12 protein-coding genes are annotated in these 12,383 nt (G+C 73.1%); 9 read left to right on the top strand and 3 right to left on the bottom strand.

Translation table 11 applies throughout. The features are described from left to right. Positions 1–89: 89 nt before the first annotated feature. Positions 90–1,274 (bottom strand): CoA transferase, encoded by a 1,185-nt coding sequence (locus tag AB0I21_RS39420; RefSeq protein WP_360568790.1) that lies wholly within the window; start codon positions 1,272–1,274, stop codon positions 90–92. 182 nt (positions 1,275–1,456) lie between these two features. On the opposite strand from AB0I21_RS39420, the gene AB0I21_RS39415 reads away from it, so the two are divergent. From AB0I21_RS39415 to AB0I21_RS39400, 4 genes are all read left to right on the top strand, one after another. Further along, the gene (locus tag AB0I21_RS39415; RefSeq protein ID WP_360568789.1) at positions 1,457–2,209 is read left to right on the top strand and encodes a glucose 1-dehydrogenase; all 753 of its coding nucleotides are present in this window, start codon (positions 1,457–1,459) and stop codon (positions 2,207–2,209) included. 45 nt (positions 2,210–2,254) lie between these two features. After that, positions 2,255–3,883: an AMP-binding protein gene (locus AB0I21_RS39410; protein WP_360568788.1), complete on the top strand. Its 1,629-nt coding sequence runs from the start codon at positions 2,255–2,257 to the stop codon at positions 3,881–3,883. 67 nt (positions 3,884–3,950) lie between these two features. Further along, positions 3,951–4,796, top strand: coding sequence for a MaoC family dehydratase N-terminal domain-containing protein (locus AB0I21_RS39405; RefSeq protein WP_360568787.1), 846 nt, complete (start codon positions 3,951–3,953; stop codon positions 4,794–4,796). Continuing rightward, the gene (locus tag AB0I21_RS39400; RefSeq protein WP_360568786.1) at positions 4,793–5,884 is read left to right on the top strand and encodes a CaiB/BaiF CoA-transferase family protein; all 1,092 of its coding nucleotides are present in this window, start codon (positions 4,793–4,795) and stop codon (positions 5,882–5,884) included. The genes AB0I21_RS39405 and AB0I21_RS39400 overlap by 4 nt, the downstream gene beginning before the upstream one ends. A gap of 24 nt (positions 5,885–5,908) precedes the next feature. Here AB0I21_RS39400 and AB0I21_RS39395 read toward each other — a convergent pair whose 3' ends face one another. Next, positions 5,909–6,745 carry a sugar phosphate isomerase/epimerase family protein gene (locus tag AB0I21_RS39395; protein WP_360568785.1) on the bottom strand — a complete coding sequence of 279 codons (837 nt, stop codon included), beginning with the start codon at positions 6,743–6,745 and terminating at the stop codon, positions 5,909–5,911. A gap of 9 nt (positions 6,746–6,754) precedes the next feature. Continuing rightward, complete coding sequence (locus tag AB0I21_RS39390; protein WP_360568823.1) at positions 6,755–7,915, bottom strand: acyl-CoA dehydrogenase family protein; 1,161 nt, start codon at positions 7,913–7,915, stop codon at positions 6,755–6,757. Between the two features lie 139 nt (positions 7,916–8,054). Between AB0I21_RS39390 and AB0I21_RS39385 the strand changes: the two genes are divergently transcribed. From AB0I21_RS39385 to AB0I21_RS39365, 5 genes are read left to right on the top strand one after another with little or no spacing between them, the layout of a single operon-like run. After that, positions 8,055–8,957 carry a CoA ester lyase gene (locus AB0I21_RS39385; protein WP_360568784.1) on the top strand — a complete coding sequence of 301 codons (903 nt, stop codon included), beginning with the start codon at positions 8,055–8,057 and terminating at the stop codon, positions 8,955–8,957. Then, positions 8,954–9,421 carry a MaoC family dehydratase gene (locus tag AB0I21_RS39380; protein ID WP_360568783.1) on the top strand — a complete coding sequence of 156 codons (468 nt, stop codon included), beginning with the start codon at positions 8,954–8,956 and terminating at the stop codon, positions 9,419–9,421. Before AB0I21_RS39385 ends, AB0I21_RS39380 begins: the two co-directional genes overlap by 4 nt. After that, positions 9,418–10,563, top strand: a complete 1,146-nt coding sequence (locus AB0I21_RS39375; RefSeq protein ID WP_360568782.1) for an acyl-CoA dehydrogenase family protein — start codon at positions 9,418–9,420, stop codon at positions 10,561–10,563. Before AB0I21_RS39380 ends, AB0I21_RS39375 begins: the two co-directional genes overlap by 4 nt. After that, positions 10,563–11,654 (top strand): acyl-CoA dehydrogenase family protein, encoded by a 1,092-nt coding sequence (locus tag AB0I21_RS39370; RefSeq protein ID WP_360568781.1) that lies wholly within the window; start codon positions 10,563–10,565, stop codon positions 11,652–11,654. The genes AB0I21_RS39375 and AB0I21_RS39370 overlap by 1 nt, the downstream gene beginning before the upstream one ends. After that, positions 11,651–12,379 carry an enoyl-CoA hydratase-related protein gene (locus AB0I21_RS39365; RefSeq protein WP_360568780.1) on the top strand — a complete coding sequence of 243 codons (729 nt, stop codon included), beginning with the start codon at positions 11,651–11,653 and terminating at the stop codon, positions 12,377–12,379. The genes AB0I21_RS39370 and AB0I21_RS39365 overlap by 4 nt, the downstream gene beginning before the upstream one ends. The last annotated feature ends 4 nt before the right edge of the window (positions 12,380–12,383 follow it).

The following is a 12,383-nucleotide window of genomic DNA, read 5'->3' as shown; positions in this document are numbered from 1 at the left end:
CGCTCATGCCGCCACCTCCGCTGCGCTCCGGCGTCGGCCTGAGCCAACCTGACATGCTGATTCGCGGCCCGAGCCGCTGCGCTGGCCGCTCATGCGGCGGCGGGTGCCGACACGACGCCCGCGGCCTGCAGCAGCCCCAGCTCCTCCTCGCTCATGCCGAGGCGGTCGAGGAGCACCTCGCGGGTGTGCTCGCCCACCCCGGGGACGCCGGCGTACGCCGGGCCGTCGTAGCCGTCGATGTGCAGGATCGGCCCCGGCACGACCACGTCGCCGAGGACGGTGCCGGTGAGCGGCCGCAGGGTGCGCTCGCGGAAGTGCGGGTCGCCGGCGATGTCACTGGCGTCGTTGACCGCTGCCGCGACGACCTCGTGCCGTTCGAGGATCGCCAGCACCTCGTCCCGGCCGTGTTCCTGGATCCACGCCGTGACGATCTTCTGCAGGCTCTCGTTGTTGGTCATCCGCGCGGTGTTCGTCGCGTAGCGCGGGTCGGTCTTGAGGTCGGCTCGGCCCATCGCGTCGAACAGGCGCATCGCGATCGTCTGGTTCGACGCGGCGATGGCCAGCCAGCCGCCGTCGCCCGCCTGGTAGATGCCGCGCGGCGAGGCCGCGCCCGAGGAGTTGCCCTGCCGGCGCATGATCTCGCCGGACGCGGTGTAATGCAGGACCGCGTCGCCGAGCATGAACATGAGCGGTTCGTAGAGCGCGATGTCGACCTCGGAGCCCTCGCCGGTGATGCCGCGCCGGTACAGCGCCATCGCCGTGCCGTAGGCGGCGGAGATGCCGGCGATGGAGTCGGCGAAGCCGAACGGCGGGGCGGTGGGCGGGGTCTCCGGCCAGCCGTTGAGGAACGCGTATCCGGCGATGACCTCCGCCACCGTGCCGAAGCCGGGTCGCTCGCGGTTCGGGCCGTCCTGCCCGTAGCCGCTGACCCGGCACATCACGAGCCGCGGGTTGAGCTCGCGGAGGGCGGCGAAGCCCAGCCCCCACGCCTCCATGCGGCCCGGGCGGAAGTTCTCGATGAGCACGTCGGCGTGCGCGACCAGCCGCTTGACGACCTCCCGCCCCTCGGGGGCGCGCAGGTCGACGCCGACCGAGCGCTTGCCGGAGTTGAGCCGCGCGAAGCCGATCGACTGGCCGAGGTGCGCCGGCTGCCACTGCCGCGCGAAGTCCCCGGCCGCCGGGTCCTCGACCTTGATGACGTCGGCGCCGAAGTCGCGGAGCATGCGGCCCGCGGTGGGCGCCGCGTACATCGACCCGAGCTCGACAACCGTCACTCCTGCCAGGGGTCCTGTCAACCTGACCACGCTCCTTCACTGAATTACTAGGCGCATGATATACATAGATCGACCCGGGGGCGAGCCCCCGTGGCGCCGAAGGAGCCAGCGCGACGGCGTCGCCGGTCATGCCCTGTCCGTCGACGGCGGATACGTGTCCCGCTGACGGAGGGTGGTCCACCATGCACCAGCAGTTCGATCTCACCGGGCGGGTCGTCATCGTCACGGGCGGCAGCCGCGGCCTCGGGCGGGCGATGGTCGAGGCGTTCGCCGCCGCCGGCGCCGACGTCGTCATCGCCAGCCGCGACGGCCAGGCGTGCGCCGACTACGCGGCGGACCTCTCCGCGCGGACCGGCCGCCGGGCGCTCGGGCTCGGCGTGCACGTCGGCCGGTGGGACGACCTGGCGCCGTTCGTCGACCGGGTCTACGAGGAGTTCGGCCAGGTCGACGTGCTGGTGAACAACGCCGGCATGTCGCCGCTGTACGACGGCGTCGAGAACGTCACCGAGGCGCTGATGGACAAGGTCCTCGACGTCAACCTCAAGGGCCCGTTCCGGCTCACCGCGCTGGTCGGCACCCGGATGGCCGCCGGTCGCGGCGGCAGCGTCATCAACATCTCCAGCGCGGCCGCCACCCGTCCCCGCCCCGGGCTGCTGCCGTACGCCGCCGCGAAGGCCGCGCTGAACGCGCTGACCACCGGGTTCGCGCACGCCTTCGGCCCGTCCGTGCGGGTCAACGCGATCGTCGCCGGCACGTTCCTCACCGACATCAGCCGGTCGTGGGACATGGAGGCCTTCGCGCGGCGGGCGGAGACGTTCGCCGCGAAGCGGGGCGGTGAGCCGCACGAGATCGTCGGCGCGGCCCTCTACCTCGCCTCCGACGCCGCCAGCTACACCACCGGCGCACTGCTGGCCGTCGACGGCGGCCAGCCGTAGCACAGGGCCTGGCCCTCCACACCCCAACCGCACGAGGGAGGACGCGTGCTCACCTACAACGACCTGACGATCCCGATCAAGGATCCGGGCGACTGGACACTTGCCAACGTGCTGCGAGGCCAGGCGGCCGAGCGGCCGGACGCCGTCTACCTCGACGCACCCGAGGAAGGGCGCACCTGGACGTACGCCCAGGTGCTCGACATCAGTGAGAGTGTCGCCTCGACGATGCTCGACGCGGGGCTCGTCGTCGGCGACCGGGTGCTCATCCAGGCGGGCAACTCCTCCAAGCTGGTCTTCACCTGGTTCGGGTCGATGGTCGGCGGGCTCGTCGAGGTGCCGATCAACACGGCGTACGAGTACGACTTCCTCGCCCACCAGGTGCGCACGAGCGACCCGCGCTGCGCGGTCATCGACGACGTGTTCGCACAGCGCTTCGTCGACGTCGCCGACGCCTGCGCGGGCATCACGCGCTACTGGGTCATCGACACCGGCCACCTGGACGAGGCGCTGGCCACCCTGCGCGGCGCCGGCTGGCAGGCGGACCCCTTCGACGACCTCCTGGAGCGCCGCGACGTCACGCTCCCCGTGCCGCGCGGCCGCGAGCTCGGCGCCATCTTCTTCACGTCGGGCACGACGGGCCCGTCGAAGGGCGTCGCGATGCCGCACTCGCAGTTCTACTTCGACGCGTGCGAGAACGTCGCGCTGACCCGGCTGACCGCCGACGACGTGTACATGGTGACGACGCCGTTGTTCCACGGCAACGCGCAGTGGCTCGCCGCCTACCCGGCGCTCGTCGCCGGCGCCCGGTTCGTGCTGCGTCGCAAGTTCAGCGCCAGCCGGTGGATCGACTGGGTGCGCGAGAGCGGCGTGACGGTGACCAACTTCCTCGGCGTCATGATGGACTTCGTCTGGAAGCAGCCGGAGCGGCCGGACGACGCCGACAACGGGCTGCGGTGCATCTTCGCGGCCCCGACCGCGAGCAGCATTCTCGACGGCTTCCGCAAGCGGTTCGGCGTCGAGGCGTTCGTGGAGGTGTTCGGCCTCACCGAGACGTCGATGCCGATCCTCTCGCCGTACGGGGTGGAGCGCCCGCCGGGCGCCGCGGGGCTGCTCGTCTCGGACTGGTTCGAGATCCAGCTCGTCGACCCGGAGACCGACGAGGAGGTGCCGGTCGGCGAGGTCGGCGAGATGGTCGTGCGGTCGAAGTACCCCTGGACCCTCAGCTCCGGCTACTACGGCATGCCGGAGAAGACCGTCGAGGCATGGCGCAACCTGTGGTTCCACTCGGGTGACGCGCTGCGGCGCGACGAGGACGGGTGGTACTACTTCGTCGACCGGTACAAGGACGCCCTGCGCCGCCGCGGCGAGAACATCTCCAGCTACGAGGTGGAGCAGGCGATCCTCGCCCACCCGGGCGTGGTCGAGTGCGCGGTGGTCGCGGTCCCGGCACCGGTCGAGGCCGGCGAGGACGAGGTGCTCGCCTGCGTCGTCGTCACCGGGGCGGCCGACCCCGCCGAGATCCGCGAGTTCGCCTCCCGCCGGATGCCCGCGTTCGCGGTGCCGCGCTTCATCCGGGTCGTGGACGCGCTGCCCCGGACCCCGTCGGAGAAGGTCCAGAAGAACGTGCTGCGCCAGGCCGGGGTCACCCCGGACACGTACGACGCGCTCGCCTGAGCGACCGGGAGGGCCGCCCGCCCGGGCGGCCCTCCCACTGCATCGATCGGCCCCAACGGAGGTGGACGTGCTTACGGAAGGTCCTGCGGATCAGGCCCCGGTGGCGGCCGGCGCCCCCTTCCGGTTCGTGGTGGAGGAGGGCAAGGTCCACGAGTTCGCCCGGGCGACCCGGTCGCGGTGCGAGGAGCACCTGCGGCCGGAGGACCCGCTCGCACCGCTGACCTTCCTCACGGCGTCGCAGCTGTGGATGGCCCCGGAGCACAGCGCGTGGCACGGCGTGGAGCGCGACTTCCGCTCCGTGCTGCACGGCGAGCAGGAGTACGTCTTCCACGCCGGGCCGCTGCGCGCCGGCGACGTGCTGACCGCCCGGCAGTTCATCGAGCGGACCTACGAGAAGGCGGGGCGGCGCGGCGGGACGATGCGGTTCACGGACGTCGTGACCCGGTTCTGGCGCATGGGCGAGGCGGAGCCGGTCGCCGACATGCGGACGGTGACGATCACCGTGGAGTCGACCGCCGGCCCGGCCGCCGCGGCGCCGGCCGCCGCGGCGCCGGCCGCCGCTCCCGTCGCGGGCGACGAGCCGCCGCTCACCGTGACCGACTTCGTCCGCTACCAGGGCGCGTCGGGCGACTTCAACCCGATCCACCACGACCCGGGTTTCGCCTGCGCCGCCGGCTACCCGGGGCCCTTCGCGGTCGGGATGCTCGCCGCCGGCGTCGCGGCGAACCGGATCGCCGAGCGGGCCGGGACGGCCGCCGTCCGCCGCCTGCGGATCCGGTTCCAGTCGACGGCCTGGCCGGGCGACGTCCTCTCCTACGCGGTCAGCGAGGACGACCCGACCCTCAGCGCGACGGTCACCCGGCCGGACGGGTCGGTGCACCTGACCGTGGTCGCGGAGCGGGACGTGCCGTGAGTGGGCCGCTGCGTGGCGTCCGCGTCGTCGAGATGGCCGCGCTCGGGCCGGTCCCGCACGCCGCGATGATGCTCGCCGACCTGGGCGCCGACGTCGTCCGCGTCGACCGTCCCGGCGGCGCCGTGTCGCCGCTCGCGGGCGCGTTCGACCCGGTCCTGCGGGGGCGCACGCACGTCGTCGCCGACCTCAAGTCCGCCGGCGACCGCGACGCGGTCATGGAGCTGCTGGCCGCCGCCGACGTGGTGCTCGAAGGCTTCCGCCCGGGCGTCATGGAGCGCCTCGGGCTCGGCCCGGAGCCGGTGACGGCGGCGAACCCCCGCATCGTGTACGGCCGGGTCACCGGCTGGGGCCGCACCGGCCCCCTCGCGGACGCCGCCGGTCACGACCTCAACTACCTGGCCCTGACCGGCGTGCTCGGCGCGCTCGGCGAGCCCGGTGCGGCGCCGCCGGTGCCGCTGGCCGTGCTCGGCGACTACGCCGGCGGGTCGATGTTCCTGCTCACCGGCGTCCTCGCCGCCCTCGTCGAGCGCGCGGTGTCGGGGCGGGGGCAGGTCGTCGACGTCGCGATGGTCGACGGCGTCGGTGTCGTCGCCGCGAAGGTGTGGGCCATGCGCGGCGCCGGCACCTGGGCCGACGAGCGCCGGTCCAACCTCCTGGACGGCGGCGCGCCGTTCTACGACGTGTACCGCTGCGCCGACGACCGCTACCTGGCGGTGGCGGCGATCGAGCCGCAGTTCTTCGCGGCGCTGCTCGACGGGCTGGGCCTGGCCGCCGAGGGAGACCAGCACGACCGGGCCACGTGGCCGTCCCTGCGCGCCCGGATCGCCGGCCGCGTCGCCGCCCGTCCCCGCGACGAGTGGGTCGAGATCTTCGCGGGCCGGGATGCCTGCGTCTCGCCCGTCCTGTCCTTCGCCGAGGCCGCCGCACACCCGCAGGCCATGGCCCGCGACGCGTTCGTGACCGTCGACGGCGTCGTCCAGCCGGCTCCGTCGCCCCGCTTCGCCCGCACCCCGGCCGCCCCGCGCGGCACCGCCCGGGACACTGCGGCTATCGACCTCGGCACCGCCGTCGCCGCCTGGCGCCCTTGACGGGAAGGGCGCCGGGCGGCGGCCTCAGTGAGTGGCGCGGGCGGCGGCGAGGACGGCGCGGGTGGCCTCGAGGCCGAGCCGGGCGCGTTCGGGCACCGGCAGCGCCCGCATCCGCTCGCTGAGGACCTCGACACCGACCGGTGCCGTGACGCCCAGCGACTCGACCAGGCGCATCAGCCCGGCGAGGTCGAACTCGCCCTCACCCGGCAGCTCGCGGCGCTGGAAGGTGTCGTCGAGGTGGCCGCCGACGACTTCGTGCCGGCCGTCGCTGATCTGGATCGTGAGGATCCGCTCGGGCGGGATCGCCCGCAGCATGTCGTCGGTGGTGCCACCCCGCCGCAGGTGCCAGGTGTCGAGCACGATGCCGCCGTTGCCGCGGCCGGCCTGCCGCACCAGGTCCCAGCCGAGGCCGAGGTCCGGGACGCCGGTCCACGGCAGGCACTCCAGAGCGACCTTCAGCCCGTGCCCGGCGGCCCGGTCGCAGACCGCCGCGAACCTTTCGGCGAGCAGCTCAAGGGCCTGTTTGGGGGGCAGGTCGACAGCGCCGGTGATGAACAGGACGTGCCGGGCGCCGACGGCCTCGGCCAGCTCGTAGAGCGCCCGCTCGTGCGCCACCGCCCGGGCGCCCTGCTCGCCGTCGGCCCACCAGCCGGCCGCGAAGCCGACCTCGATCACCTCGAGGCCGTGCTCGTCCAGCCGGGCCCGCAGGTCGGCGTCGGTGCGGCCCGCGGCGCGGTCGTCCTTGACGTGGGCCGGACGCAGCCCGATGCCGTGATACCCGGCGGCGGAGGCCGCCGCCAGGCGCTCGTCGAAGGACGCCTCGTTCACCATCGAGGCGCAGAGGTAGATCTCCGGTAGCACGCGGCCTCCTCAGTACGACCTGGGCAGGCCGAGCACCTTCTCGCCCAGGTAGGCGAGGACGAGCTCGTTGGCGATCGGCGCGATCCGCTCGATGCGGACGTCCCGCCAGTAGCGCTCGACGTGGTACTCCTTCGTGTAGCCGTATCCGCCGTGCACCTGGATGGCCCGGTCGGCGGCCTCGAAGGCCCACTCCGACGTGAGGTACTTGGCCTCGTTCGCCTCCTTGGCGCACGGCAGCCCGTTGTCGTAGAGCCAGGCGGCCTTGCGGATCAGCAGCTCGGCCGCGTCGAGCTTGGCGAGCGAGTCGGCGAGGGGGAACTGCACGCCCTGGTTCATCCCGATGGGGCGGCCGAACACCACCCGCTCCTTCGTGTACTCCACCGCGCGGCGCAGTGCGGCGCGGCCGATGCCGAGGCAGACCGAGGCGACGATGATGCGCTCGGCGTTGAGGCCGGCCAGCAGGTACTTGAAGCCCTGGCCCTCCTCGCCGATGCGGTCCTCCTCGGGCACGAACAGGTCGTCGATGAAGAGCGTGTTCGTGGACACGACGTTGCGCCCCAGCTTCGGGATGGGCTGGACGTCGATGTGCGCGCGGTCCATCGGCGCGAGGAAGAGCGTCATGCCCTGCGTCGACTTCTCGACGTCCTTCTTGGGCGTGGTACGGGTGATGAGCAGCACGCGGTCGGCCTGCTCCGCGCGGGAGATGAAGATCTTGCGGCCGTTCACCAGGTAGCCGCCGTCGACCTTCTTGGCGAACGTCGTGATGCTCGTCGTGTCGGTGCCGGCGTCGGGCTCGGTGACCCCGAAGCAGACCTGCAGCTCGCCGGCCGCCGCCGCGGGAAGGAAGCGCTGCCGCTGCGCGTCGCTGCCGTACTTGACGACCGGCTCCAGCCCGAAGAGCGCCACCTGGACCATCGTCGCCGCGTTGAGACCGCCGCCGTTGCCGGCGACCTCCTCGATGAGCAGCGCCGCCTCCTGCACGCCGGCGCCGCCGCCGCCGTACTCGGCCGGGGTGCAGATGCCGAGCCAGCCCGCCTTCGCCATCGCGTGGTAGAAGTCCCAGGCGAACTCATGGTCGCTGTCCTTGCGCATCCAGTACTCGTCCGGGAAGTCCTTCAGGACCGCCCGCACGCCCTCGCGGATGTCCCGCTCGGCCTCGGCGCTCAACATGTCGACCACGTGGCGACCTCCCCAACTTGGCAATTCATGATTATGATACGTAGCATACCGTCCGGTCGACGCCTTGGGAACGCCCGGGCGCGGGACGATGTGGGGAGCCCAGCCGACGATGCTGCGACCGTACCGATCAATGCTGTTCCTGCCGGGACACCGCCCGACCTGGGTGGAGAAGGCGATCCGCGCCGGCGCGGACGCGATCTGTCTCGACCTGGAGGACGCCGTCCCGGCGGGGGAGAAGGAAGCGGCGCGGGCCGTGGTCGCCGAGTCGGTCGGCCGCGCCAAGCGGCTCAAGCCGAACATCGGCGTCCTCGTGCGGGTCAATGGCCTGCCGACCGGGATGACCGGATTCGATCTCGAAGCGGTGATGGTGCCCGGCGTCGACGGGATCTTCGCGCCGAAGATCGAGGACGCCGCCGACGCGCTGCGCTTCGACACGCTCGTCGAGTGGTTCGAGCAGCGCAACGGCGTCAGCGACGTCGGCCTCGCGATCCCCATGGAGACCGCGAAGGCGTTCGCGAACGTCGAGGCGATCGCCGCGTCGACCCCGAGGATCGGGATCATCCTCGGCTCGACCGCCGAGCACGCCGACGTCGCGCGGGAGATCGGCTTCGAGTGGACCCCGCAGGGGCTGGAGACGCTCGCCCACCGGGCGCGCGTGCTGCTCGCCTGCCGCGTCGCCGGGGTGCACGCGATGACCGGGCTGTGGGAACGCATCCACGACCTCGACGGGCTGCGGGCCTTCTGCGACCAGGGCCGCCAGATCGGCTTCCGCGGGCAGATCGCCATCCACCCGTCCCACGTGGACGTCATCAACCAGGCGTTCGGCCCGTCGCCGGAGGACATCGCCTTCTACCGAGGGCTCGTCGAGGCGTACCGGGCGGCGGCCGACGCCGGCAGCGGTGCGGCCGTCTACCGCGGCCGCCACATCGACAAGGCGCACGTCGACAAGGCGACCGAATGGTTGGCGCGCGCCGAGCAGGTCACGGAGTTCGACGCGGCACCGGCCGCCGAGGGAGAGGGGCAGCACGCATGACGCTCAAGGGTCTGTACTTCGAGGAGATGGAGATCGGGGCGCAGTTCAAGCACGAGCTCACCCGCACGGTCACCGAGATGGACAACGTGCTCTTCACGTCGTTGACGATGAACGTCGCGCCGCTGCACCTCGACGCCGAGTACGCCAAGACGCTGCCGTACGGCCAGCGCCTGGTCAACAGCCTCTACACGGTCGGGCTCATCGGCGGCATGACCGTGCCCGGCCTGGTCTTCGGCACGTCGCTGGGCAACCTCGGATACACGCTCATCGAGTTCCCGAACCCGGTCTTCCACGGCGACACCCTGCGCGCCGAGACGACGATCCTCGACAAGCGCGAGTCGAAGAGCGACCCGACCCGCGGCATCGTGTGGTTCGAGCACCGCGGCTACAACCAGCGCGACGAGGTGGTCTGCCTCTGCAAGCGCACCGGCATGATCATGCGCCGCCCACCGGCCGAAGGATGAGCCTCGTTCCCGCCGGCGGCATCGAGGGGCCGGCGCTCACCGAACTGCGCGCCGAGGTGCGGCGGTTCCTCGCCGAGGAGATCGCCACCAGGGCGTTCGTGCCGCGCGTCGACACGTGGGTCACCAGCTGGGACGTCGAGTTCACCCGCCGGCTCGCCGCCCGCGGCTGGCTGGGCATGGTCATCCCCAGGCGGTACGGCGGCCAGGAACGCACCTTCCTCGAGCGGTTCGTCGTCACCGAGGAGCTGCTCGCCGCCGGTGCTCCGGTCGCCGCGCACTGGATCGCCGAGCGCCAGATCGGCCCGTCGCTGCTGAAGTACGGCACCGAGGAGCAGAAACACGCCTACCTCCCGGGCATCAGCCGGGGCGAGATCTTCTTCGGCATCGGGATGAGCGAGCCTGACTCCGGCTCGGACCTCGCCAGCGTGCGGACCCGCGCGGAGCGGGTCGACGCGGGGTGGCGGCTCACCGGCACGAAGGTGTGGACCAGCGGGGCGCACCACGCCGACGCGTTCTTCGCCCTGGCCCGCTCCGCGCCGCTGGACCCGGCGCGCCGCCACGACGGCCTGTCCCAGTTCATCGTCGACCTGCACGCGCCCGAGGTGCACATCCGGCCGATCGTCTCGATGGGCGGCGACCACCACTTCAACGAGGTCCACCTCGACGGGGTCTTCGTCCCCGACGACCGGGTGCTCGGGGCGATCGGCGACGGGTGGCGGCAGGTGACCTCCGAGCTCGGCTTCGAGCGCAGCGGGCCCGAGCGCATCCTGTCGACGTACCGGCTGCTCGCGGCGACCGCCTCGGCGATGGCCGACGGCCGGCTGCCGCGCGACGCCGGTCTGGGCCGGCACGTCGCCCGGACGGCCGTGCTGCACCAGATGTCGTTCGCCGTGTCGACCGCACTGGAGGAACACGCCGACGCAGACACCGCCGCCGCGCTGGTCAAGGTGCTCGGCACGACGGGGGAGGGCGACATCGCCGACTACGTCGACATGCTCATCGGGACCGGCCGGGCGCCCGGCGACGAGGAGCTGGTCCGGCTGCTGCGCTCGGCGGTGCTGCAACGGCCCGGATTCACCCTGCGCGGCGGCACGAACGAGGTGCTCCGCGGTGTGATCGCACGAGGACTGGGGCTGCGCTGATGACCGATCGCCCGACCGAGCTCGTGACGCCGGTGGTCGCGGACCCCGACGTCGTCGCGCTGCTCAATGACATCTTCGGCCGGTACCGCAAGGAACGACCGCCCCGGCAGGCGGACGCCGACCTGGACCGCGACCTGTGGCGGCAGCTCGACGACCTCGGATTGACGCGGCTGTCGGCGTCGGAGGCGAGCGGCGGCAGCGGCGCGAGCTGGGCCGAGGCCGCCGCCCTGCTGTCGGTCGCCGCGGGCGCCGCCGCGCCGGTGCCGCTCGCCGAGCACGACGTGCTCGGCGCGTGGCTGCTCGACACCGCCGGGCTGCCCCACGACGGCGCGCTGCGCACGGTGTGCCGGCCCGACCCCGCGGGCGCCGCCGCCGACGTGCCGTGGGCGCGCTCCGCGGACGCCGTGGTGGCACTCTGGCGGGACGACCGTGACCGGTGGCTGGTCGCCGACGTGCCCGCCGCGCGGCTCGCCGTCGACGAGCGCCGCAACCTCGCGGGCGAGCCGTCCGACACGGTGCGGTTCGACCACGCCGACCTCGCGGCGGGCGTCGAGGTGCCGCCGGCGGTCGCCGAGCAGTTCCACCTGCGCGGCGCCCTGGCCCGCACGGCGCAGGTCGCCGGCGCGATGGAACGGGTCCTGGAGGTGGTGCTGGCGCACGCCAACGAGCGGGTCCAGTTCGGCCGCCCGATCGGCAGGTTCCAGGCCATGCAGCACCTCGTGACGGACATCGCCGCGGAGACCGCGCTGGCCCGGGCCGCGACGGACGCCGCGGTCGCCCGCGCGGTGGCGTCGGACTGGCAGGACCCCGGGATGCTCTTCGCGGTCGGCGTGGCCAAGTCCTGTGCGGGCCACGCCTCCTCCGTCGTCGTCCGCGGGGCGCACCAGGTCGTCGGCGCCATCGGCACCACCCTGGAGCACGAGCTGCACACCCTGACCCTGCCGATCCTCGTCCGGCGCGGCGAGTACGGATCGGTGCACCACTGGGACGAGACCATCACCCACCTGGCGGCGTCCGCCGGCCACGACGGGCTGTGGACACTGATCACCACGGGCCGTTCCGGCCAGGAGACCGAGGAGGTTCGCGCATGACCGAGATCCGCTACGAGGTCGGCGACGGCGTCGCCCGCATCACCCTCGACGCGCCCGACCGGCGCAACGCCCTGTCGGTCGAGATGTCGCGGGAGCTGACCGACGCGGCACGCACCGCCGAGGCCGACAGGTCCGTGGGCGCGATCGTGGTCAGCGGCGGCGCCCACTTCTGCGCCGGCGCGGTCCGCAGTGTGCTCGCCGATGCGGGCCGGGACCCGGCGGAGGACGGCGCCTATCGCAACCTGGAGACGGTCTACCAGGCGTTCACGACCGTCGGCTCGGTCGGCGTGCCGACCGTCGCCGCAGTGCGGGGCGCGGCCGTCGGCGCCGGCCTCAACCTGGCGCTGGCGACCGACCTGCGCATCGTCTCCCGCACCGCCCGGTTCCTGCCCGGCTTCGCCCAGATCGGCATCCACCCCGGCGGCGGTCACTACACCCTCCTCGCCCGGGTGGCCGGCCGCGAGGCGGCGTCCGCGCTCGGTCTCTTCGGCGACGAGGTCGACGGCGAGCGCGCGGTCGCGCTCGGGCTGGCCTGGGCGGCGTACGACGACGGCGAGGTCGAGGAGCAGGCCCTGACCATGGCGCGGCGCGTGGCCCGGGACCCCGAGCTGGCGCGGCGCATGGTCGCGAACTTCCGCCGCGAGACGACCTCGGGCGGGGTGTCGTGGGACGTCGCCGTCGAGCTCGAACGCCCCGCGCAGATGTGGTCCCTGCGGCGCCGGTGACCGA

Source organism: Dactylosporangium sp. NPDC050588 (assembly GCF_040654975.1).
Classification (GTDB): Bacteria; Actinomycetota; Actinomycetes; order Mycobacteriales; family Micromonosporaceae; genus Dactylosporangium; species Dactylosporangium maewongense.
The sequence above is the reverse complement of the archived record's forward strand: the minus strand, read 5'-3'. Positions and strand labels throughout refer to the sequence as shown.

What these genes read in the sequence shown, in the direction of transcription:
- AB0I21_RS39415 (WP_360568789.1), top strand. Translation starts at nt 1,457, where the DNA reads ATGCACCAGCAGTTCGATCTCACCGGGCGGGTCGTCATCGTCACGGGC.
- AB0I21_RS39390 (WP_360568823.1), bottom strand. Translation starts at nt 7,915, where the DNA reads ATGTTGAGCGCCGAGGCCGAGCGGGACATCCGCGAGGGCGTGCGGGCG.
- AB0I21_RS39385 (WP_360568784.1), top strand. Translation starts at nt 8,055, where the DNA reads ATGCTGTTCCTGCCGGGACACCGCCCGACCTGGGTGGAGAAGGCGATC.
- AB0I21_RS39380 (WP_360568783.1), top strand. Translation starts at nt 8,954, where the DNA reads ATGACGCTCAAGGGTCTGTACTTCGAGGAGATGGAGATCGGGGCGCAG.
- AB0I21_RS39375 (WP_360568782.1), top strand. Translation starts at nt 9,418, where the DNA reads ATGAGCCTCGTTCCCGCCGGCGGCATCGAGGGGCCGGCGCTCACCGAA.
- AB0I21_RS39370 (WP_360568781.1), top strand. Translation starts at nt 10,563, where the DNA reads ATGACCGATCGCCCGACCGAGCTCGTGACGCCGGTGGTCGCGGACCCC.
- AB0I21_RS39365 (WP_360568780.1), top strand. Translation starts at nt 11,651, where the DNA reads ATGACCGAGATCCGCTACGAGGTCGGCGACGGCGTCGCCCGCATCACC.